The following is a 24,026-nucleotide window of genomic DNA, read 5'->3' as shown; positions in this document are numbered from 1 at the left end:
CTCACCCGATCCGCGAAAACGCGTACGGCCACCGCTTCGGCGGTGGCCGTACGCGTTTCCGGGGTCTTCCACGCGTTCGGCGATCCAAAAAGCCGAAAAATACGCCCTTGTCGTGTCCGAATAGGTGTCAGAAGATCGGTGCACGGCATGCCCGAAAAGGGGCTGCCCGGTGAACCAGACAAATTTCACGAAAGGCGCCGGATGATCCAGGGCAGTCGGCCGGTGGGAGCGGAGCGGCAACACGAGGAGGACGAGGGGCGGCCTCCAGGCCAACCGGGTCGCCCGGGGCAGCGGGTGTCGGCCGCCGACACGGTCGCGGGAATGATCGAGGCCCGCCTGGGCCGGACGGTCGACCCCGACGAGAACTTCTTCGAAGCCGGGCTCAACTCGATGGCGCTGGTCGAGCTGCACGCGGACATCACCGGGGCGCTCGGTATCGACATCCCGGTCACCGCGATGTTCGCCCGGCCGAACGTACGGGCGCTCAGCCGCCTCGTCGCGGGCGCGCAGGAACCCGTCAGGAGCGAACCCGCGCGCCCGCGCCCCACGGGAGGCAGCCGCAGGGATGTGCGCGCCCGTATCCGCAGGGACGGCGGGTCGTCTCGGTGACGAGGACCGCGCCGATCGCGGTGATCGGTATGGGCCCGCGTGCCCCGCTCTCTCCCGGTCCCGTCCCGATCGAGGTCGTCGAGGCCACGATGGAGAACGCCGGATACGACCCCGCGCGCCCGCCGGGCGCGCTCGCCGTCCACGACACGGCCGAGGCCGCCTGCCTCGCCCTCGCCCTGGGGATCTGCGACCTCGCGATCACCGTCTCGGGGCCGAGCCTCGGCGCCGTCGCGGAACGGGGAACCGCGATCGCGCTCAGGCGCCTGGACGACGCCCTTCTCGACGGCGACCTCGTACGCGCCGTGATCGAGACGGCGACCGACCCGGCAGCCGACCCGGCTCTCGACGCGGTCGTCGACACGGCGACCACCCCGGTGACCGACCGGGGCGCCGACGCGACGACCGCCCGGGTGACCGACCGGGGCGCCGGCACAGCGACCGGCCCGATGACCGCTTCCCGGCCCGGCACCGGTCCCGCCCGCAGCGGGCCCGGTGGCCGATCGCCGACAGGCGGACCGACCGCGCGTCCGCGTGATCCGTTGACGGTGCAGGACGGCTTCCCGCCGGTCCACCTCCCCGCGGACCGCCGGCCCCGCGTCGTCGCCTGGTCGGGACGGCACCGGCAGGAGGCCGACGCCGTACGGGAAGGCCTGGCGGGATTCTTCGCCACCCTCGCCCCCGACCGGTTCGCCGACGCCGTGGCCGTCCTCCAACGGGGCCGCACCCCGCATCCCGTACGGGGCGCGATCGTCGCCACCACCCCCGCCGAGGCGTCCGCCGCCCTCGTCGCCGCGCGGACGGCCTCCGCCGAGGAAACGGCCGGGCACGAGCCGCCTTCCCGCGACGCGGCCTGGACGGGCGTGCGGTTCGTCTTCCCCGCCGGCGGCGCCGGTCGGCTGGGGGCCTCGCTGTACGGGGTCGAGCGGCTGTTCAGCGAGACGATGGACGTCTGCCTGGAGGCTTTCGAGCGGCACGGCGTCGACTTCTGCGACGCCTGGCTCGCCGGGGAGCGCGACGACGACCCGGTGACGTTCGCGGTCACCTACTCCCTGGCGGCCACCCTGACCGGCTGGGGTGTCACCCCCGGAGGGTGCACGGGGGAGGGGGTCGGAGAATTCACCGCCGCCGCCTTCTCGGGAACGCTCGAACTGGACGAGGCGATCGCCCGGGTGGCCGCCTCCGGCGCGGCGCCGGAGCGGGTGTCGGGACATGCCTTCCACGAGGTGGAGGCCCGTCGCGGGACGGTCGCGGGGCCGGAGGCCTCGTCCGAGCCGGCAGCGGGACCGAAGGCCGGTGGCGCGCACGGCGCGCCGTCCCTCCTGCTCGGTGCGGCGGCGGGAATATCACCGGGCGAGGAGACGATCCGCTGCGGGGACGACCGCCGGGGTCTGCTCACGGCGCTCGCCCGGCTGTGGACGCTCGGCTGTCCGGTGGACTGGGTCGCGCTCGACCCCGACCACCCTCTGCAGCGACTGCCCGTCCCCGGCGGGCACCGCCCCGCCGAGGTGACACCCGTTCCCGTACCGGCTCCCGAAGTGCGGGAACGCGAGAATGCGTCGCCGGCTCCCGAGGCGCGGGAACGCGAGAGCGCGTCGCGGCTCCCCGAGGGCCTGCCGGAGCCCGCGGAGCCGCTGCGCAGGCCCGAGGCGGTCCCGTACTCGTTCTGGGTGCTGGAGCAGCTCGCCGGGTCGAGCGGGGTGTCCAACCTGGCGGTGGCGTTCAGGACCCGGCAGCCGCTGCGCAGGCTCCCGCTGCAGATCGCGGTGAACCGCCTGCTCAAGCGGCACCCGGCGCTGCGCCTGCGGTTTCCCGAGGTGGACGGCGCGCCCGTACGGCACCTCACCGCCCCGAAGGACGCGCAGATCAAGCTGGTGAACGGCGAGACCACGCCGGAGACGCTCGTCGCCGACCTGCAGAGGTTCCTGGACGAACCCTTCGACCTGGGCCGTGACCTGCTCTTTCGGGCCGGGCACTTCGCGCTGCCCGACGGCGGCGGGAGCGTGGTCTGCCTGGTCGCGCACCACATCGTGATCGACGCCACCTCGATGCAGTTCCTCGTCGAGGAACTGGGCGGTTTCTACGACGCGCAGACGAGTCAGGAGCCGCTCCCCGCCGCGCTCGCGGGCACCGCGCCCATGCTGGAGCCCAAAGCGGCCTCCCGGGAGTCGCTGGACTACTGGCTCGACAAGCTCAGGGACGTCGACCCGGCCGCGATGGTGCTCCCCGGCAGCAGGCCGTCGCCCGCCCGGCCCACCTTCGCCGGGCACACCTGCTCCTGGGAGGTGGACGCGGACACGCGCCGGGCGCTCGACACGCTGCGCACCGGCCTGCGCACCACCGACAACATCGTGCTCGCCGCCGCGTTCATGCTCACCCTGCGCGCGCACGGCGCCGGTCCCGAACTGGTGGCCGCGATGCCGGTCACCACCAGGACGGCCGCGATGCGCGGCCATGTCGGCTACGGCGTCAGCACCCTGCCGATCCGGGTGCGCGCTGATTCGGAGGAGGGGTTCGCGGCCCTGGTCAGACGGGTCGAGGACGTCTTCTTCGAGGGCGTCGAGCACGCGGACGCCTCGGTGGAGGCGGTGCTGGTCGAGCGCGGGCACGGCACCGGCGACTGGAGGGTGCCGCTGTTCCGGCACATGTTCAACTACCGGCCGTGGACCGACGACCAGGTGAGCATCCTGGGCTCCGTCCCCGAGTACGTCGAGGACCTGTTCGACCGCAGCCGCCTGGACCTGCAGTGCATCGCGGTGCAGGAGCCCGGCAGGCTCACGCTCAGGGTCTGGCACAGCACGGAGGTCCACGACGAGGCCGAGATCGCCGCGTTCGTCGCGCGGATGACCGCGCTGCTGCGGCGGGCCGCGAAGGACGCGCACCGGCCCCAGCGGGAGCTGGACTCCCTCTCGGCGGACGACCGGCGCCTGCTCGACCGGCTCAACGACACCGCGCGGACCTGGGAAGGACCGGCCACGCTGCTGGAGCGGATCGTCACCCGCACCGGGAGCCTCGAAACCGGCGACGGGCAGGTCGGCCGCGAGAGCGGCGCCGGGGCGGCGATCCGTGACGGTCTGCCCGAGGGTGTGCGCGGGAGCGGTGCGGGGACGGTCATCGGTGACGGTCTGCCCGGGGTCGTTCGCGGGAGCGGTGACCAGGCGGTCATCGGCGACGGCGATCCGGAGGCCACCCGCGAGCCTCGCACCGTGACGGCGATCCGTGACGGCGACCGGGAGGTCACCTACGGCGAACTGCTCGACTGGGCGGCCTCCGTGCGGGACACCCTCGTCGCGCGCGGCGCGGGCCCCGGCGACATCGTGGCGCTCGGCCTGAGCCGTTCGGCGGAGATGGTCGCCGCCGTGCTCGGTGTCTGGGCGGCCGGAGCCGCCTACCTGCCGCTGGACCCGCGCCAGCCCGAGCTGCGCCTGGCCTACCAGGTGGAGGACTGCGGTGCCCGCCTGGTCGTCGCCGACTCCGAGGCTCCCTGGGCGGGGGAGACGCCTGTGCTCCCCATGCCGCAGGCCCCCGCGTCCGGCGCCGAGGCGGATCAGGGGCCGCGAAGACCGCTGGACGCGGCCGAGGTCTCCGCGACGATCTCCGGGGAGTCGATCGCCTACGTGATCTACACCTCGGGGTCCACCGGCAGACCCAAGGGAGTGGCCGTCACCCACGGCAACCTGGCCAACCTCGTCCTCGACTTCGCCGACCGGCTGGGAGCGGGCGCGGCCGACGCGGTGCTGTGGTCCACCACGACCTCCTTCGACATCTCGGCCCTGGAGCTGATGCTCCCGCTCACCGTCGGCGGCACCCTGGTCGTCGCCTCCGACGACGACCAGCTGCAGCCGCGCAGGTTCCTGGAACTCATCGCGGCACGGGACGTACGCGTCGTGCAGGCCACCCCGACGGCGTGGCGGCTCATCGCCCCCGAGGCGCGCGACGAGCTGGCCGGGCGCGTCGTGCTCTGTGGCGGAGAGCCCATGCCGGCCGCGCTCGCCACGGACCTGCTGGGCCTGGGCTGCCGGTTGTTCAACGTCTACGGGCCGACCGAGACGACCATCTGGTCCACCGCCGCCGAGATCCTCGGCCCCCCGGCCGATCCGGTACCGATCGGGGTGCCGCTCGCCAACACCCGGATCTTCGTCAGGGGCGCCGACGGACGCGAGGCCCCGCCGGGCGTGCCCGGCGAGCTGTGCGTGGCGGGCGACGGGGTGAGCGCAGGGTACGTCAACCGTCCTGAGCTGACCGCGGAGCGGTTCGGAGAACATCCCCGCCACGGGCGCTTCTACCGGACAGGGGACATGGCCAGGCTCAGGCATGACGCGACCCTGGAACTGCTTGGCCGCGACGACCGCCAGATCAAGCTGCGCGGACACCGCATCGAGCTGGGCGAGATCGAGGCGGTGCTGCACCACCACGACGCCGTCAAGGTCGCGGCCGTCATCGTCCACGACGAGCGGCTGGTGGCGTTCGTGCAGCCCACGGACCCGCCCGACGGGGAGACCGAGGCCGCGCTGCGGGAGGAGCTGTGGAGGTACGCGGGGACGCGGCTGCCGGACTACGCGGTCCCCTCGGGGATCGTCCTGGCCGGCGAGTTCCCGACGACCGCGAACGGCAAGATCGACTATCGGGGGCTCACCGTCCCCGAGGACGCCTCCCCGTCCGCCCCCGGTGCCCCGGCGAGCTCGGAACTCGCCGAGGGGGTGCTGCGGCTATGGCGGGAGGCACTGCGCCGCCCGGGACTCGGTGAGCACGACAACTTCTTCCTCAACGGGGGGCACTCGGTGCTCGCCGTACGGCTGATCGCCCCGCTGGAGGAGCTCGCGGGCCGGGCGATCAACGTCCGCGCGGTCTTCGACCATCCCACTCCGGCCGAGCTGGCCGCGTTCATCCAGGAAGGGACGGGTTCGTGACCTCCATCCCCGTCGTACGGCTCCCGGCCTCCCCGGACCCCGCGCCCGATGTCCCCATGCCGGAAGGACCCCGATGACCGCGCCGTGGTTCGTACCGGTGGGGGAGCGGCAGGGGGGCCGGATCCGCCTGTACACCTTCCCCAACGCGGGCAGCGGTCCCGCCTCGCTCACCGACCTGGCCGGGCGTTTCCCCGACGAGGTCGACGTGTGGTCGGTGAACCTCCCCGGCCGCCAGGCCAGACTGGCGGAACCGCCCGTCGAGGACCTGGACGCGCTGGTCGACGTCCTGGCCCGCGACCTGCTGACGAACGCCCGCGAGCCGTACGCGCTGTTCGGCTACTGCAGCGGCGCGCTGCTGGCCTACCTGGTCTGCCGTCGCCTCACCGAACTCACCCCGGCCTCCGAGCCGTCCGGACCCGTACCCCCAGGGTCATCCGAGACCGTGAGCCCGGGGTCATCCGGGTCTGTACCTCCGGAGTCGCCCGGGCCCGCCGTACGCGCAGAAGGTCCGCCACCGGAGTCCGCCGGACCGGATCCAGCGGCCGAGCCGGGAGGGCGGTGGCCCCAGCGGCTGCTCGTGGGGTCCTTCGCCGCGCCGGACGTCACGCTCCTGCTGCGCAGACTGCCCTTCCTGCCGTCGTGGCTGTTCTGGGACCAGCTGATCGAGCTGGGCGGGGTTCCGGCGGAGGTGGCCGAGCGCGAGGTGCTCAGGCCGATCCTCGAACCCGCACTCCGCGCCGACTTCGGGATGCTCGCCCGATACCGGCACCGGCAGGGGCCGCCGCTGCCCGTACCCGTCACCGTCCTGTACGGCAGCCGCGACGGCTCCATGTCGCGCGGCGGGCTGCTCGGCTGGCGCAGGCAGAGCGTCTTTCGGCCGTCGATGCGCGAGCTCGACGCCTCACACTGGCTGGCGGAGGAGACCCCCGACCTGCTCGCCACCGTCATCGCAGAGGAGATCGGATGCGTCTCGGTTACAGCATGAGCTACTGGGGCGGTGCCGGGCTCGGTCCCGCCGACCACCTCACCCTGGTCCGCGAGGCCGAGAGGCTGGGCTACGAGTCGGTGTGGGCCGCCGAGACCTACGGCACCGACCCCGCGAGCCTGATGGCGTGGATCGCGGGCCAGACCGAGCGGATCGCGCTGGGCACCGGCGTGCTGCAGATGTCGGGTCGCAAGCCCGTGGTGGCGGCGATGACGGCCGCCACCGTCGACCAGATCTCCGGCGGCCGGGCCCGGCTGGGCGTCGGCGTGTCGGGGCCGCAGGTCGTGGAGGGCTGGCACGGGGAGCGGTTCGACCGGCCGGTGGCCCGCGCCCGCGACTACCTGTCGGTGCTGCGTCTCGCCCTGGCCGGACGCCCGGTGAGCTACTCGGGCGAGACCGTGACGCTGCCGCTTCCCGGCGGGCAGGGCAAGGAACTGTCCCTGGGCGTCTCCCCAATCCAGAAGCACCTTCCCGTCTATCTCGGCGCGATGGGCCCGCAGACGACCGCGCTCGCCGGGGAGCTGGCCGACGGCTGGCTCGCGATCCACTTCCCGCCCGAGCACCTCGCCGAGCGCACGGCCCAGCTGCGCGCCGGCGCGGCGCGGGCGGGGCGTACCCTGGACGGCTTCGACGTCGCCCCGATGATCCTCACCCTCGTCGACGACGACGAGGAACTCGCCTTCGACATGATGCGGCCGATGCTCGCCCTCTATCTGGGCGGCATGGGCTCGCGCCGTACCAACTTCTACAACCGTCTGGCCCGCTCCCTCGGCTTCGAGAAGGAGGCCGAGGCGGTCCAGGAGGCGTTCCTGGGCGGGCGTCAGGGCGAGGCGATGTCGCTGCTCCCCGACGGCCTGGTCGACGCGATGACGATGTGCGGGCCGCCCGGCAAGCTCCGCGAACGGGTCGCCGCCTACCGCGAGGCGGGCGCCACCTCCCTCGTCGTCGGCCTGGTCACCCCGACCCTCCGCCTCCGCCTGGAACAACTGGAACTCGTCGCCGACCTGGTCACCTGAGTTCCCATCGGATCCGCCGGGATCGTACGACCTGTGTTCCGTACGATCCCGGCAGTTCGCGAAGAGGTCCTGAGCTTCTCCGGCCATCAAGGCGAGACGGCCGTACCCCTGAGGAATTCGCTGGCCGGTCGGTAGGGCCAAGGCGGTCTGAAGAGGCTTTTGTAGCCGATGCCCTTCTCGCCCCGGCCGGTTCACCGTCGGCGTCGCGTGGCCGGGGGAGATCGGCGGTGATGTGGATGTAACAGGCGGACGCGGACAGATGTGACATCTACGTAACGCCTGTTTCTTATGTTTCCGTCGTTGGATCCGCCCGATGCGACTTTGGTGTCCCCGCTGTTCGGCGGAGGGCGTCACGGGCCCCTGCTCAGGGAGAAGGGACCTATGGCGGCGTCAGAGAAAGTGAAGACGGTCTGCTCGTACTGCGGTGTCGGCTGCGGGATCGTCCTGGAGGTGGACGGGCGGCGCCGGGTCGTCAAGGCCTCCGGTGACAAGAGTCACCCGGCCAACGCCGGTCGGCTGTGCACCAAGGGGGCGACCACCGCGGACATGCTCGCCGCCCCCGGCCGCCTGGAAAGCGGGCTGATCAGGCCGGACCGGGGCGCCGAGCCCAGGCCGACGAGCGTGGACGCGGCGATCGGCGAGACCGCTCGCGGGCTGCGGCGGATCCTGGACGAGCACGGGCCGGACGCCCTGTCGTTCTACGTGTCCGGCCAGATGACGCTGGAGGCGCAGTATCTGGTCAACAAGCTCGCCAAGGGCTTCGTCGGCACCAACCAGATCGAGTCGAACTCCCGGCTGTGCATGGCCAGCGCGGGCAGCGGCTACAAGCTGTCGCTGGGGTCGGACGGGCCGCCGGGCTCCTATGAGGACTTCGACCGCGCCGACCTGTTCTTCGTGATCGGCGCGAACATGGCCGACTGCCATCCGATCCTGTTCCTGCGGATGATGGAGCGGGTCAAGGCCGGTGCCAAGCTCATCGTGGTCGATCCCCGCCGTACCGCCACCGCCGACAAGGCCGACCTGTTCCTGCGGATCAGGCCGGGCACCGACCTCGCCCTGCTCAACGGGCTGCTCCATCTGCTGGTCGAGGGCGGCCACGTCGACCACGAGTTCGTCGAGCGGCACACCGAGGGATGGGAGGCGATGCCGGACTTCCTGCGGGACTATCCCCCCGAGACGGTCGCCGGCCTCACCGGTATCCCCGAGGACGACCTGCGCCGGGCGGCCGAGTGGATCGGCGCGGCGGGGGAGTGGATGAGCTGCTGGACGATGGGGCTCAACCAGAGCACGCACGGCACCTGGAACACCAACGCGCTGTGCAACCTGCACCTCGCCACCGGCGCGATCTGCCGCCCCGGCAGCGGTCCGTTCTCCCTGACCGGTCAGCCCAACGCGATGGGCGGACGCGAGATGGGCTACATGGGGCCGGGCCTGCCGGGCCAGCGCTCGGTGCTGGTGGAGGAGGACCGCCGTTTCACCGAGGAGCTGTGGAACCTGCCGTCCGGCACGCTGCGCACCGAGGTCGGCCAGGGAACCGTGGAGATGTTCTCCCGTATGGCCGAGGGTGAGATCAAGGCGTGCTGGATCATCTGCACCAACCCGGTCGCCAGTGTCGCCAACCGCAGGACCGTCATCGCGGGCCTGGAGGCCGCCGAGTTCGTCGTCACCCAGGACGTCTTCGCCGCCACCGAGACCAACGCCTACGCCGACGTGGTCCTGCCCGCGGCCATGTGGGCCGAGACAGAAGGCGTGATGGTCAACTCCGAGCGGAACCTCACCCTGCTGCGGCAGGCCGTGGAACCGCCGGGACAGGCGCTGCCCGACTGGCAGATCATCGCCCGCGTCGCCTGCGAGATGGGCTTCGAGGACGCCTTCTCCTACACCTGCGCGGAGGAGGTGTTCGAGGAGATCAAGCGGGCGTGGAATCCCAAAACCGGCTACGACCTGCGGGGCGTCACCTACGAGCGGCTGCGCGAGACCCCCGTCCAGTGGCCGAGCGCACCCGACGGCGGTGCGCGCAACCCCGTCCGCTATCTCAACGACGGCACCAGCCAGGCGACGCTGACCCGGCCCGACGGCAGCCGCCCGCGTCTCGCCTTCGCCACCCCGAGCGGCAGGGCCGCCTTCCTGCCCCGCCCGCACCTGCCCGCCGCCGAGCTGCCCGACGACGCCTACCCGTTCCTCCTCAACACCGGCAGGCTGCAGCACCAGTGGCACACCCTGACCAAGACGGGAAGGGTCGCCAAGCTCAACAAGCTCAACCCCGGGCCCTTCGTCGAGATCAACCCGCGCGACGCCGCCGAGCAGGGGATCGGCGAGGGCGACCTGGTGGAGATCGCCTCCCGGCGCGGCAGGGCCGTGCTGCCCGCCCGCCTGACCGACCGGGTCATGCCGGGCAACTGCTTCGCGCCGTTCCACTGGAACGACCTGTTCGGCGAGTATCTCAGCGTCAACGCGGTCACCAGCGACGCCGTCGATCCCATCTCGTTCCAGCCCGAGCTCAAGGTGTGCGCGGTCTCCCTCACCAGGGTCGCCTCCGCGGAGTCCCCCGCGGCTCCCGAGCGCGGGGCCTCCTCGGGTTCCGGGCACGCGGGGACGGTGGGATCCCCTGCCGTCACCGAGCACGCCGGGACGACCGTGCTTCCTACGTTCCCTGCGGTTCCGGGCTACGCGGGGGCATCAGCGTTCTCAGCGGTCCAGGGACACCCCGGAACCGCACCGGAGAGTTCCCGGCCCGCCCGGATCGCCGCGCTGGCCGGTCTGCTCGGGGTGGCCGACCTGACGCCGCCGGTGCTCGCCGACCACGAGCGCCGCTACATGGCCGGTTTCCTGTCGGCGCTCGACGGCGCGGCGTTCGCCATGGAGGGAGCGGGGTCCGCTCACGACGGTTCGGCGTCCGCGGGTACGCTCGTGCCGGTCCTGCCGGACCACGCCCCCGTCGATCCCGCCCACGCCCTGTGGATCAACGGGGTGCTGGCCGGGATGTTCTCCCGGACCCTCGCGCCGCCACCCGGACGAGCGAGCGGCGATCCGGTGTCGCCGACGCGCGACATCGTCGTCCTGTGGGCCTCCCAGACCGGGAACGCCGAGGAGTTCGCCGTCGCCAGCGCCGACAGGCTGACCGGCGCGGGGCGCGCCCCCCGGCTGATCAGCATGGCCGACTGCGCTCCGGACAGCATCCCCCGTGGCGCGGACCTGCTCGTCATCTCCAGCACCTTCGGTGACGGCGAGGCCCCCGACAACGGCGTCGGGTTCTGGGAGGCCCTCATCGGGTCCGGTGCGCCCCGGCTCGACGGCGTGCGCTACGCCGTACTCGCCTTCGGCGACTCCAGCTACGACGACTTCTGCGGCCACGGCCGGCGGCTCGACCAGCGCCTTGAGGAGCTGGGTGCCCAGCGCCTGGCACCCCGGGTGGACTGCGAGCCCGACGACCATTCGCGAGCCCTCGGCTGGCTTGAGCGGTTGCTCACCGCCCTCGCCGAACCTTCCGTCCCCTCCCCGACGACACCTTCCGCCTCCTCCCCGGCGAGTTCGGCGCCCGAGCCCACGCGCGCGGGGCCGGAAGCGACGCTCTCACCTTCCGATCCGGCCCTCTCGGGCCACGGATCGACACCTCCGGGACTCGATCCGTCTCCCTCGGCCTCCGGTCCGATGCCGGACTCCGATCCGATGTCAGGTCCGGGACGCATGTCAGGTCCCGGTCCGATGTCAGCCCTCGGTTCGACGTCGTCCGGGCCTGAGCCGACGCCTTCGGGTCTCGGGGCGACGCCCGCGGTGCCCTCGGGCACCGAGTCGTCGACGGGGTCCGGCAGGGCCGCGCCGTTCGGCGCGCCCCTGGCCGGTAACCGGCTGCTCAGCCTGCCGGGGTCGGCCAAGGAGGTGCGGCGGTTCACCTTCGACACCGGCGGCGAGCTGACCTACCAGGCCGGCGACGCGCTCGGGGTGCTGCCGGTCAACGGCGCCGACCTGGTCGCGGAATGGCTCGTCGTGACCGGCCTCGATCCCACGGACACCGTCGAGATCCCCGACGTCGGCCCCCTCCCGTTCGGTGAGGCCCTGCGGAGCCGGCTGGAGATCACCAGGATCACCCCCGGCCTGCTCAGGTTCGTCGCCGACCGTACCCGCGACCGCGACCTCACCCGGTTCCTGCGCCCGGGCAACGGGGGCGAGCTGGCGAAGTGGACGTGGGGCCGCCAGGCCGTCGACGTGGTCGGTGAGCTTCCCGTCCGGGCCACCGCCCAGGAGTGGGCGGACGTACTCAAGCGCCTGAAGCCGCGCCTGTACTCCATCTCCTCCAGCCCGCTCGTCGACCCCGACCGGGTGAGCCTGACGGTCTCGGTCGTCCGGTTCGAGAACCCGCGGGGTACGGAGCGCAGAGGGGTGTGCTCGTCCTTCCTCGCGGACAGCCCTGAGCACACCCCGGTGCCCGTCTTCGTCCAGCGCAACAGGCACTTCCGCCCTCCCGCGGATCCGGCCGCGTCGATGATAATGATCGGCCCGGGTACGGGCGTCGCGCCCTTTCTCGGTTTCCTGGACGAGCGCCGGGCACTGGGGCACTCCGGCCGCAACTGGCTCTTCTTCGGCGAGCAACGCCGCTCCACCGACTTCTACTACCGCGACGAACTCGACGCCTCGTACCGCGACGGGCTTCTCACCCGGCTGGACCTCGCCTTCTCCCGCGACCAGCGCGCCAAGGTCTACGTCCAGGACCGCATGCGCGAGCACGGCGGCCGGCTCTGGTCCTGGCTTCAGGACGGCGCCCACCTGTACGTCTGCGGCGACGCCAGCCGGATGGCCAAGGACGTCGACCGGACCCTGCGCGAGATCGCCGTCACCCACGGTGGCCTCGGCGACGACGAGGCCGCCCTCTACGTCAAACAGCTCGCCGCGAGCAGACGCTATGTGCGCGACGTGTACTGAGGCCGCGCCGCCCTCGTGTTCGCGAGGGCCGATGCCCGGACCACCGGGGGAAGCGCGACATCCGAGATGCGCGCCGACCGGTGCGGATCGACCGGTCGGCGCGCTCGTCGGTATGAGCACGCCGATGTCGTGGACGGCGGACTCGGGTTCGAAGCGGGCGGGAACCACGTTCGTTCCCGCCCGGAACCCGGAGGAGGACGGGAAGACGTCCGCCCCCTATTCGGTCATCCCGCCCCTCCCGCGTTCATCGCCTCGCGCAGGCTGCGCGGACGCATGTCGGTCCAGACCTGCTCGATGTGGGCCAGGCATTCGTCCTTGGTGCCGGTGAAGCCCGCGTCGTGCCAGCCGTCCGGATTGTCGCGGCCCGAGGGCCAGATGGAGTACTGCTCCTCGTCGTTGAGGACGACCTTGGTGTCGGGAAGGGATTCGGTCACTGCTGCTCACTCCTGCGGGGGAGACGGGGGATCGTGGACTGGGTGGACTGGTTCGCGGCCGGGGCGGTCTCCGCCGCCGGCGTGGTGGCACGGGCCTGCTCGATCAGCGAGGTGACCCCGGCCACCGTGGGCTCCTCGAAGAGGCTGCGCATCGGCAGCCGCACGCCGAGCTCCTTGCGGATGAGGGCGATGAGCTGCACGGCGATGAGCGAGTTGCCGCCGAGCTCGAAGAAGTCGTCGTCGACGCCGATGCGCTCGCCGCCGAGCACCTCGCTCCACAGCCGGGCGATGGCGGCCTCGACCTCACCGCGCGGCGCCACGTAGTCGTCGGTCGCCGCGCCGGTACGGGGACGGTCCGACACGGCGGCAGGGTCCAGCTCCGTCTCGACCGTCTCCTGGGTGACCGACCCGACACCGGCCAGGTAGGCGGCGATCGGGGTCGCGGCGATCACCACCTGCGCGCCGAGCGGGGTGGCGAGCAGCCGGTGGAACGCCTCGGCGCCCTCGGCGGGGCGGATGCCGACGGCGTCGGGTCCTCCGGCGGCCGTCGTAACCTGACCGCCGGAGTCGGGGGCGGCGACGGTGCCGGCCCGCTGGGCTCCGGCGTCGGCCGTCACCCCGGCCACCACGGCGTCGGTGTTGATGCGGCGCAGCACGTAGTCGGAGATCTCGGTGACGATCGTGCCTTCGGAGTCGATGAGCGTCACGTCGACCGCGAGCACCTCGTCGGTGCCGCTGTCGCGGAAGCGCATGTGGCTCCAGAACCTGCCGGGCAGCCGGTCCCTGACGGTGATGCGGCCGTAGCCGAGCGGCAGGTAGTGGCCGACGACGTCGACCCAGGTGAAGGAGGTGGCGCTGTCGAGCAGTGCCGGGTGCAGGCCCCAGCCGTCCAGGTCCTCGGACAGCTCCTCGGGCAGATCGAACAGTCCCAGGGCCTCGTTCTGGCCGATGTACCACTTCTGCATGTGACCCCAGTGGGGGCCGAGCGTGAGCAGCCCGGACAGCGGCACCCCGCCCTGCTCGTCGGACGCGAGGGTGCAGCGGTCGATGATCGCCGCCACGTCGGCGTGCACGGCGGACCCGGCGTCGACCTTGACCGCGGTGCCGCGCGCGTGGGTGCGCTGCTCGCCGCCGATGACGCTGCGCACCTGGAAGTCGGCGCCGTCCGTCTCGGTGCTGAACGTCACGCGTATCTCGGCGGAGGCGCCGTCGGCCACCGAGAGCGGTTCGACGAACACCACGTCGCGCAACTCGATGGCGCCGGTGCCGGGCAGCACCACCTCTCCGGCGCAGCGGGCCAGCTCCAGGTGGCCGGTGCCGGGCAGCACCGGCACCCCGGAGATGCGGTGCCCGTCGAGCGCCCAGTGGGTGTCGGGGGAGAGGCTGCCCCCGGCCCAGCCGAGCCCTTCGCCGTCGGCCTCGTGCCAGGCGGACAGCACGGGGTGGTCTACCGCCCTGATCCGGTCGCCGCGCTGCAGCGCCACGAACCCGGCGGGCGCGGCGACCTCGGCCGCCATGCCGACCTCGAGCCACTTGCCCCAGTTGGCGGAGACGACCGTGGCCGCGCCCCAGCCGTGCTCGCCCCTGGCGTGCGCGTCGAGGAAGTTGTTGGCCGCGCAGTAGTCGACCTGGCCGAAGCCGCCCGCGACCGCGGTGATCGACGAGCAGAGCACGACGGCCTCCAGGTCGAGGTCGCCGAAGGCCTCGCGCAGCGCGAGCGTGCCGACCACCTTGGGCGCGAGCACCTCTTCGGCGGCGGCCCGCTCCTTGATCTCGGCCATGCCGCCGCCGGGCAGTCCCGCGGCGTGCACGATCACGTCCACCCGGCCGAACCCGGCGATCGTCTCCTCCCGCACCCTGCGCATGTCGGCGGGGGAGGTGACGTCGGCGGCGAGCACCAGGACCTCTGCCCCCGCCTCCTCCATCCTGCGGATCGCGGCGATCGCCCGGCCCGCGCGGCCGGTCTCGTGCGCGTCCCACTCCGCCCGGTCGGGCAGTCCGGTCCTGGACAGCAGGACCAGCCGTACCCGGGCCCGCGCGGCGAGGTCCTCGGCGAGCGAGACGCCGATGCCGCCCAGGCCGCCGGTGATCAGGTAGACCTGCCCGTCCCGAGGACCCTGCCGCCCGCCGACCGCCTCGGCCGCCTCCGGCGAGGACGTCCCGGCCGCGGGCACCTCCAGCTGCTCGTAGTGCTGCAGCCAGCGGCGGCCGCCCCTGATGCTCACGGTGGGCAGCAGTCCCGCCTCGTCCGGTTCCGGCCTCCTGCCCAGCTCCGCGGCGGCGTGCCTGATCCAGTCGCCTCCCTCGACGTCGATGTGGCGCACCCGCAGCCACGGCGTCTCCAGCGGCACCACCCGGGGGAAACCGGCGAGGGTCGCGTGCTCGGGGCGGAGCAGGTCGCCGCCGGTGACGTCCTGTGCCCCCGAGGTGAGCAGGGTCAGCTCCACCCCGCCGGTGGAGTCGGCGGGCTGCGCCGAGGTCAGCGCCTGCACCAGCGCGAGCACGCTGAAGAAGCCGCGGTCCTGCGCCCGCCAGGTCGCCTCGGCGCCGGCGGCCGGCTCATCGCCGACGGTCCACGCGTGGACCACCCGCCCCGGCACCTCGCCCACGGCCGCCAGCAGCGCGTCGTAGTCGGCGCGCTCGGCGGGGCGGACGGTGTAGACGCCGTCGGGGCGCTCCGCGGAGAACCCGTCGCCCGGCCTCACCTCGACCACCTCGGCTCCCGTCGCGCGCAGCGCGTCCACCAGGGCGGCCGAGCCGTCGTCGGCGAAGACCAGGGCGCGGGTGATCGGCGACAGGGGCGCCGGCCCCGGCGGGACCTGCCGCCACACCGGCACGCTGAACCAGCGGTCCAGCGGCAGGTCCTCCTCGACCGGCGCGTGGTTGGCCACGCCGCCGACGAACGCCCCGTGCGGGTCGGGGTCGATCCAGGCGCGCCGGCGCTCCCACGGGTAGGTCGGCAGCGAGACCCGGTGCCCCTCCTCGCCGAACGCCTCCAGCGCGACACCGTTCACCCACAGGGTGCCGTACGCGGCCGACAGCACGCCCACGTCGCCGCCGACGTCCTTGGGGCCGGGCAGGGAGGGCAGCGGCGCGACCGCGCCCGGCGGGGTCTGTGCCCTGGCGAGCCCCGCCAGCTGCTTGCCGGGGCCGCACTCGATCATGATCCAGTCGCCCTCGGCGAGCAGGGCCGTCACGCAGTCGCCGAACAGCACCGGCTCGCGCATGTGCCGGGCCCAGTACGACGGGTCCGTCGCCTCGGCCGCGGTGATCCAGGTGCCGGTCACGTTCGACAGGAACGGCAGGCTCGGCGCCGACCGCTCGACACCGGCGACCAGCGCGCGGAACTCACCCAGGATCGGGTCCATCATCGAGGAGTGGAAGGCGTGCGAGGTACGCAGCTCCATCCGGCCGATGCCCTCCTCCTCCAGCATGTCCGCCAGCTCGGCGATCGAGGCACCAGGACCGGCGACCACACACGTCCCGGGGCCGTTGACGGTCGCCACCGACACGTCGTCGGGCAGCAGCGGCCCGATCTCGTCCGGTGCGAGCTGCACGGCGAGCATCGCTCCGGCGGGCATGCTCTGCACCAGGCGTCCCCTCGCGGCCACCAGCCGCAACGCGTCCGGCAGGCTGAAGACCCCGGCCACGGTCGCCGCGACGTACTCGCCGATGCTGTGGCCGATCATCCCGGCGGGCTCGACGCCCAGCGAGCGCCAGAGCGCGGCCAGGGCGTACTCCACGGTGAACAGGGCGGGCTGGGTCAGCGCCGTCCGCCGCAGCCGCTCGCCGGCCTCCTCGCCGGTGGCGAAGATCAGCTCACGCAGGTCCTCGCCCAGCACGGGCCGCAGGATCTCGGCGCACTCGTCGACCGCGTCCCTGAAGACCTCCTCGGTGCGGTACAGCTCGGCGCCCATGCCCGCGTACTGCGACCCCTGCCCCGAGAACAGGAACGCGATGCTCGGGGTGCGCCGGGAGGCGGCACCGGAGATCGTCCGCTTGGGGTCGCGGAGCGCGGCGATCGCGTCGGCGAGGTCGGAGGCGACCACCGCGCTCCTGCGCGACAGTTCCCTGCGCCCCACCCGCAGGGTGTGGGCGACATCGGCCAGGTCGACGCCGGGGTGGGTCTCCAGGTGCGCGGCGAGGCGCTCGGCGGCGGCGGCGAGCGCGGTGTCGGTCCTGCCCGACAGCCGCAGCAGGTGCGCCGGGCGGGGGTCACGCTCCTCGCGGACCGGTGCCGGAGCCTCCTCCAGCACGATGTGCGCGTTGGTGCCGCCGATGCCGAACGAGCTGACGCCCGCGCGCCGGGGGAAGCCGTTGCGCTCCCACTTGGTGGGCGTCCCCGTCACGTAGAACGGGCTCCTGGGGAAGTCGATCTTCGGGTTGGGGCTCTCGTAGTGCAGCGTGGGCGGGATCAGGCCGTTCTCCAGGGCGAGCACCGCCTTGATGATGCTCGCGATGCCCGCCGACTGGCCCAGGTGTCCGATGTTGCTCTTGACCGAGCCGATGCCGCACCACTGGGTGTCGTCGGTGTCCTGGCCGAACACGCTGCTCAGCGCCGCGACCTCGATCGGGTCGCCCAGCGCGGTGCCCGTGCCGTGCGCCTCGACGTAGGTGACCGTGCGCGGGTCGACCCCGCCCACCCCGAGCGCCTGGGCGATCACCGCGGCCTGGCCGTCCATGCTGGGCGCGGAGAACCCGACCTTGCCCGCGCCGTCGTTGTTGATCGCGTTGCCCAGGATGACGGCCCGGACGTTGTCGCCGTCCTCGATCGCCTCGGACAGCCGCTTCAGCACGATCACACCGCCGCCGCTGCCCCAGATCGTCCCGGCCGCCTTGGCGTCGAAGGCCCGGCAGTGGCCGTCGGGGGAGACGATGCCGTCCTCGTCGTACACATATCCCTGGCCCTGCGGCAGGTCGAGCATCGCGCTGCCCGCCAGGGCCATGTCGCACTCGCCGTTGCGCAGGGCCTCGGCGGCGACGTGGATCGCGACCAGCGAGGTCGAGCACGCGGTGTGCAGGGTGTAGCTCGGGCCGCGCAGGTCCAGTTTGTACGACGACAGCGTGGCGCAGTAGTCGACGTGGTTGCCGACCATGACGGCGAGCCAGCCCGCGTTCGCGTGGGCCTGCGCGTTGCTCCTGATGTTGATCCACTGGTAGAAGTCCGAGCCGGAACCGGCGTAGACGCCGATCTCGCCCGGATACCTGAACGGGTCGTAGCCCGCGTCCTCCAGGGCGGTGTGCGACAGTTCGAGGAAGAGCCGGTGCTGCGGGTCCCGGATCTCCGCCTCCCTGATCGACATGCCGAAGAACGCGGCGTCGAACCCCTGGTGGTCGTCGAGCATCATCGCGGCCGGTACGAAGTCGGGGTCGTCGAGAACGTGGTCGGGCACGCCGAGCGCGCGCTGTTCCTCACGGGTGAAGTGCGTCAGCGACTCGACGCCGTCGGCGAGGTTGCGCCAGAACTGCCTGGCGTCCCCGGCTCCGGGCACCCGGCACGAAAGGCCGATGATCGCGATCGGTTCGACGGTGGGCTCCTCGGCCATGCGGGGGTCCCTTTCTTCCTTGCCGGTCGCGGTCGGCTCCGGCGCGGGGGGTTGGACGGGCATCAACTCGGTCTCCGGCGGGGTCGCCGGTTCGGTCACCGGCTCGACGGTCTGCCGGGGCGCCGGTCGGGTCAGCGGTCGGTTCGTGGCTCGGTTCGCGGTGCGGGACGTCGTGCGGTCGCCGGTCGGGGCGCCGCCCCGGTCGCGGAAGAGGGCGGGGGGACGGGGGCCGGTCCGGCCGCGAGGGCCGGAGGGGGGCGGACGTCGGTTCGAGGTCGGATACGGGGGATCGTGCGGTTGTCAGCTCGGCTTCCTTGAGCGGTCCTTGAGGCGGTCTCGCCGTACGGCGAGCCGCCGTGCGGCGCGGTCGAGGCCGGCGGTGGGGCCTGCGCCGTCGAGGTGCGCGGCGAGGGCGCGGATGGTCGGGTGGCGGAACAGGTCCACGATCGGGATCTCCCTGCCGAGGGCCTTGCCCAGGCGGGCCTGGACGGCGGCGATCGCGAGCGAGTGGCCGCCGATCTCGAAGAAGTTGTCGGCCGCCCCCACCCGAGGCACGCCGAGCACGGCCCGCCACACCTCGGCCACGGCCCGCTCGGTCGGGCCGGACACCTCCCCGCCCGCCTCGCCTCCCGGCCGGGACACGGGCCGGCGCAGCGCGGCGCGGTCGACCTTGCCGTTGGGGGTGAGCGGGAGCGCGGGAACCACGAACACCTCGGCGGGCACCGCGTGCTCGGGCAGCACCGCGCGCAGGTGGTCGAGCAGCCCCGGCGGGGCCGGACCCGGCCTGCGCGGCACCGCGTAGGCGTGCAGCACCGTCTCGCGCCGCTCGTCCCGGTCGGCCACCGCGACGGCGGCGCGGACCTCGGGGTGGGCCGACAGGGCCGCCTCCACCTCGCCCAGCTCCACCCGGAAGCCGCGGATCTTCACCTGGTCGTCGCGCCGTCCGGCGATCGTCACGGTCCCGTCGGGGTTGAGGCGGCCGAGGTCGCCGGTGGCGAAGGCGTCACCGGTGAAGCGGAGCCGGGTGAGTTCGGCGTCGAGATAGCCGTTCGCCAGGTTGGCGCTGCGGACGACCACCTCGCCCAGCTCACCCACCCCGGCCCGGCCGCCGTGCTCGGCGGTCACGACCAGCTCGCTGCCCTCGATGCCGTGTCCGGCGGGGACGGGTTCGGCGCTCTCACGCACCCCGGAGGGGATCTCGTACCAGGCGTGGGCCTGCGGGGTCTCGGTGGTGCCGTAGAAGGCCACCAGCCGGGCGGCGGGGACGAGGCGGCGCAGCCGCGCGGCGTCGGCGTGGGTGAGCCGGTCGCCGCCGGTCGCCACCAGCCGCACCTCGGGCAGCACCGCGCCGGTCCCGCAGAGCATCCTGGCCAGCTGCGGGGTGAGGTGCGCCACGGTGACGCGGTGTTCGCGCAGCCACGCGACCAGCCGGACGGGGTCGCGCAGCAGTTCGCCCTCCGGCACGCACAGCCAGGCGCCGGTGGCGAGCGGTACGAACACGTCGCGCAGCGCGGGGTCGTGCGCCAGGCCCGACAGCAGGGCGAAGCGATCGGCGGGGGTCACCGCGAAGGTCGCCGCGTACCAGGCGACGAAGTGGGCGAGCGGCCCCTCACCGGTCACCACCGGCTTGGGGTCGCCGGTGGTCCCCGAGGTGAGCGAGAGATAGCCCCGCTCGGGGTGCGGCGTGGTTCCCGGCGGCGAGGTCTCCGGGAGCGCGATCTCCGGAAGACCCGGCAGAGGGGGCGCGCCCGGACAGCGCAGTGCCGCCACGGCGCCGGCGGCGGCGGCCTGGCGGGCCAGCACCGGAGCCGGGTGCGCCGGGTCGAGGATCACCCAGCGGGCCCCGGTGGCCAGCACCCCCAGCAGCAGCCCGGGAAGCTCGGGAACCCGCGCGGCGAGCACCGCGACCGCCTGGCCGGGTTCCACCCCGGCCGCGCGCAGCGCCGAGGTCGTACGGTGGCGCAGCGCGGTGAGGTCCGCGTGTCCCAGGCTCCGCCCCGCTCCCTCCACCACGACGTCGCCGTGCAGGGTGTCCAGCGGCCCGGGACCGTCCCAGACCGGCAGCGCGGCGGCAGGTTCTCCCGGGGTGAGCCGGGCCTCGCGCGCCGCCTGCCCCGGGTCGGCGAGCAGGTCGCCCAGCAGGTGCGCGTAACCGGCCAGCAGGGCGTCCATCCTGGCGGCGGAGAACAGGTCGGGGTTGTAGACGAGCTGCAGGGCGTATCCGTCGCCGCGCTCGCTGACGTACATCGTCAGGTCGAACAGCGCGCCAGGCAGCCCGGCGGGCAGCGGTTCGGTCACGCACCCGGGCAGGTCCAGCTTGGCCTCGGCGAAGTTGTACATGTTGAACAGCACCTGCGTCACCGGGTTGCGTCCCAGGTCGCGCGGGACGCGCAGCGCCTCCACGACGCGCTCCAGCGGTACGTCCCCGTGGGAGACGACCTCGGCGAGCTCGTCGCGGCAGCGCCTCACGTGCTCCTCGAACGAGACCTCGGGGTCCTGACGCAGCCGTAGCGGCAGCATCCGCACGCACATGCCGATCAGCGACTCGAACGCGACGTGCCCCCGGTCGGCGTACGGGGTGCCGACGAGCAGGTCCCGCTGCCCGGACAGCCTGGAGAGCAGCTGCGCGAAGGCGGCGAGCAGCACCGGGTACGGGGTGACCCCCAGCCGGACCGCGAGCCGCCTGACGCGATCTGCGGTCTCGTTGTCAATCTCCGCTGTCCGGAGCGCTCCAAAAAAAGTCTGGACGGGAGGGCGCGGGGTGTCCCTGGGCAGGTCGAGCACCATCGGGGCGTCCTTCAGGTGCTCACGCCACCAGTCGACCCCGTCGCCGTCCGACCGCTCCCTCGCCCAGCGCGCGTAGTCGGCGAAGGACGCACCCGCCGGCCCTTGGAGGTCACCTCGGTAGGCGGCGCTCAGGTCACGGTAGAAGACGTCCTGGGACCAGCCGTCGAAGACGATGTGATGCGCGGTCACCGCGAGCACGTGGTCGTCGTCGGCCAGCCGGATCAGCCTGGCTCGCAGCAGCGGATCGCGCGCCAGGTCGAACCGCGTCCGCGCCTCCGTCTCCAGAATCGTTTCAAGAGCCTTCTGCAGTGCGGTCTCCAGAGCCGCCTCCGGTGTGCTCTCCGGAGCGGTCTTCAGCGTGGTCTCCGGAACCGCTTCCGGCTCGCTCTCCGAAGCCGGTTTCGACGTGCTCCCCGGAGTCGTCTCCGAAGCGGCCTCGGGACGGGCGAGCGCCGAGAGGTCGTCGAGCGGGAGCGGCACCTCGCCCGGCGGGACGACCGACACGTGGGGCACGCCGTCGCGGGAGGTGATCCGCCAGCGCAGCGTCTCATGCCTCGCCACCACCGACTCCAGGGCGCTGCGCAGCGCGCCGTGGTCCAGCGGGCCGCGTAGGCGCTCGGCCATCGCGATGTTGTGGGCGGGGGTGTCGGGGGCGAGCCGCTCCACGAACCACATGCGTCGTTGCGCGGGCGACAGCGTGGGGGGCGCCGAGCCCCCCGAGCTCGCCGAAGTCTTCGCAGGCGGGGTCTCTCCCGCCGGCGCGGCGTCCCGCGCGCCGGCGTTCTGGACGCCGGACGAGAGGATGTTCTCGACGTCGGAGAGGGGGGCGTTCTCGACACCGGACGAGAGGGCGCCGTAGGTGCGGGCCGTGTAGACGTCCTCGACCGAGACGTCCCTGCCGAGTTCCGCCCTGATGGCCGACACCAGGCGCATCGCCCGCAACGAGTGCCCGCCGCGCTCGAAGAAGTCGTCGTCGGGGCCGGGGGGAGGCGCGTCGAGCACCCGCGCCCAGATCGCCGCCAGCCCCGAGAGCCCCGAGAGTCCGGCCGCGCCGCCGGTCGTACCCCGAGCCGTGTTGCCGGCCGTGCCCCCTGCGGTGTCCCCGTCCCGGTCGCGGGTGGTGTTCCGGGAGGTGCCTGAGGATTGCCCGGCGAGGTCGCGCAGGGCGGCGAGGTCGACCTTGCCCGAGGAGTTCAGCGGCAGGGCGGGCACGTGCACCACGCGGGTGGGCAACATGTAGATCGGCAGCCGGCCCGCGCAGTGCACCCGCAGGGCCGCGAGCCCGGGAGCGTCCAGCGGCGCGACGTAGGCGACCAGCTCGCCCGGGGCGTCGACCACCGCCTGCGTCACCTCTGGGTGCGCCCGCACCACCGACTCGACCTCGCCGATCTCGACCCGCTGTCCCTGGATCTTCACCTGCCGGTCCAGCCGCCCCATGAAGGCGATCCGGCCGTCCGCCTGCCAGGCGACGTGGTCGCCGGTGCGGTAGAGCCGCGCGCCGGGCGCGGACTCGAAGGGGTCGGGTACGAACCTCTCGGCCGTCATGCCGGGCAGGCCCAGGTAGCCGCGGCTCACCTGAGGCCCGCCGATGTACAGCTCGCCGGGGACGCCGACGGGACACTCGCGCATGTCCTCGTCCAAGACGTGCGCCCGGCAGCCGCGCAGGGGGTGCCCGATCGGCAGCGAACGCTCCCAGGTCCCCGACAGCTCGGTGCCGACCACGCAGACGGTCGTCTCCGTGGGGCCGTACCAGTTGTGGAAACGGGTGTGCGCCGACCAGCGGGCCACCTGCTCGGGACCCGGCGGCTCCCCGGCCGTGATCAGGTCGCGCAGGTGCGGCAGCCGGGCCGGGTCGACCAGCGGCAGCAGTGCGGGCGGGATGAACCCCCAGGTGACGTCGTGCGCCTCCAGGAACCGCTGCAGCCGCGCCGGGTCGGTCCTGTCCTCGTCCGGCACCAGCTGCACGCAGCCGCCCACGGTGAGCGGCGCGAGCATGTCGAGCACCGAGACGTCGAAGCCGAGCGCGGAGAACGCGATCGACCGGCATGTGCCGTCCAGGCCGAAGTGGGCCGTCGCGGCGGAGGCGAACGCGACCGCGGAGGCGTGGCTCACCACCACGCCCTTGGGCCGCCCGGTCGATCCGGACGTGTACAGAACATAGGCGGCGTTCCCCGGCAGCGCAGGACCGCCGCCGACGTTCTCGCCGCTTCCCGTCCCCGTTACGGCAGAGGGCCTAGAGGCGGTTCCGGAAGTAATTTCGGACACGGCCGCGACGCCCGTGTCCGGCTCGACCAGGGGGCGCCCGCATCCGTCCAGCATCGCGCGGCCGTGGCCGTCGGCCACGACGACCGCGATGCCCGCGTCGTCGAGGACCTCGTCGAGTCGCCGGCGTGGATGCGCGGGGTCGAGAGGGACGTACGCGCCGCCCGCCATCATGATGCCGAGGGCGGCGACGGTCATCAGCGGTGTGCGCCGGGCGCAGAGCCCGACCCGATCCTCAGGGCCCACCCCGAGGGCACGTAATCGCAGCGCGAGCGTGGTGGCGGCGTCGACCAGGTCGCGGTAGGTGAGGCCGACGTCCCACTGGCGGATCGCCGGCGCGGAGGGCGTACGCGCCGCCTGGGCGACGATCAGGTCGCACAGCAGCGCGTCCGGGGCGATGTGGGGTGGCCCGGTCGTCCAGGCGACGGGCGCGGGAGCCGGTGAGGTGAATGACGGACCGGGCAAAGAGGCGGACGACGAGTCCCCCCGCATCGCTTCGAGCATCCACCCCCCATAGCCCCAAACAGGGTTTTTGCCCTGCCAAGTATTCACAAGCAATA

8 protein-coding genes are annotated in these 24,026 nt (G+C 73.1%); 5 read left to right on the top strand and 3 right to left on the bottom strand.

Features of this window, described 5'->3' with window-relative positions; all coding sequences use genetic code 11:
• The first annotated feature begins 201 nt into the window (after positions 1-201).
• The 5 genes from ACFY3D_RS00945 (at position 202) to ACFY3D_RS00925 (ending at position 12,437) form a co-directional block, all read left to right on the top strand.
• Positions 202-609 carry an acyl carrier protein gene (locus ACFY3D_RS00945; RefSeq protein ID WP_362895285.1) on the top strand — a complete coding sequence of 136 codons (408 nt, stop codon included), beginning with the start codon at positions 202-204 and terminating at the stop codon, positions 607-609.
• Positions 606-5,516 carry an amino acid adenylation domain-containing protein gene (locus ACFY3D_RS00940; protein ID WP_389973239.1) on the top strand — a complete coding sequence of 1,637 codons (4,911 nt, stop codon included), beginning with the start codon at positions 606-608 and terminating at the stop codon, positions 5,514-5,516. Before ACFY3D_RS00945 ends, ACFY3D_RS00940 begins: the two co-directional genes overlap by 4 nt.
• 73 nt (positions 5,517-5,589) lie before the next feature.
• On the top strand, positions 5,590-6,501 hold the full coding sequence (locus ACFY3D_RS00935) for a thioesterase domain-containing protein (protein WP_389973236.1): 912 nt from the start codon (positions 5,590-5,592) through the stop codon (positions 6,499-6,501).
• Positions 6,480-7,517, top strand: a complete 1,038-nt coding sequence (locus ACFY3D_RS00930; protein WP_389973233.1) for an LLM class F420-dependent oxidoreductase — start codon at positions 6,480-6,482, stop codon at positions 7,515-7,517. The genes ACFY3D_RS00935 and ACFY3D_RS00930 overlap by 22 nt, the downstream gene beginning before the upstream one ends.
• A 381-nt stretch (positions 7,518-7,898) precedes the next feature.
• Entirely contained in the window at positions 7,899-12,437 is a 4,539-nt protein-coding gene (locus ACFY3D_RS00925) for a molybdopterin-dependent oxidoreductase (protein ID WP_389973230.1), read from the top strand.
• A 224-nt stretch (positions 12,438-12,661) separates the two neighbouring features.
• On the opposite strand, the gene ACFY3D_RS00920 is transcribed toward ACFY3D_RS00925, so the two are convergent.
• The 3 genes from ACFY3D_RS00920 to ACFY3D_RS00910 all read right to left on the bottom strand — a co-directional run bounded on the left by ACFY3D_RS00920 (position 12,662) and on the right by ACFY3D_RS00910 (position 23,931).
• Entirely contained in the window at positions 12,662-12,871 is a 210-nt protein-coding gene (locus ACFY3D_RS00920) for an MbtH family NRPS accessory protein (protein ID WP_350948187.1), read from the bottom strand.
• Positions 12,868-18,516 carry an SDR family NAD(P)-dependent oxidoreductase gene (locus tag ACFY3D_RS00915; RefSeq protein WP_389973227.1) on the bottom strand — a complete coding sequence of 1,883 codons (5,649 nt, stop codon included), beginning with the start codon at positions 18,514-18,516 and terminating at the stop codon, positions 12,868-12,870. Before ACFY3D_RS00915 ends, ACFY3D_RS00920 begins: the two co-directional genes overlap by 4 nt.
• Positions 18,517-18,717: 201 nt before the next feature.
• Positions 18,718-23,931, bottom strand: a complete 5,214-nt coding sequence (locus ACFY3D_RS00910; protein WP_389973224.1) for an amino acid adenylation domain-containing protein — start codon at positions 23,929-23,931, stop codon at positions 18,718-18,720.
• Positions 23,932-24,026: the final 95 nt, after the last annotated feature.

Source organism: Streptosporangium sp. NPDC000509, from assembly GCF_042898365.1.
Taxonomy (GTDB): Bacteria; Actinomycetota; Actinomycetes; order Streptosporangiales; family Streptosporangiaceae; genus Streptosporangium.
Note: the sequence above shows the minus strand (reverse complement) of the source record. Positions and strands in the feature narration are given on the sequence as shown.

What these genes read in the sequence shown, in the direction of transcription:
- ACFY3D_RS00930 (WP_389973233.1), top strand. Translation starts at nt 6,480, where the DNA reads ATGCGTCTCGGTTACAGCATGAGCTACTGGGGCGGTGCCGGGCTCGGT.
- ACFY3D_RS00945 (WP_362895285.1), top strand. Translation starts at nt 202, where the DNA reads ATGATCCAGGGCAGTCGGCCGGTGGGAGCGGAGCGGCAACACGAGGAG.
- ACFY3D_RS00935 (WP_389973236.1), top strand. Translation starts at nt 5,590, where the DNA reads ATGACCGCGCCGTGGTTCGTACCGGTGGGGGAGCGGCAGGGGGGCCGG.
- ACFY3D_RS00925 (WP_389973230.1), top strand. Translation starts at nt 7,899, where the DNA reads ATGGCGGCGTCAGAGAAAGTGAAGACGGTCTGCTCGTACTGCGGTGTC.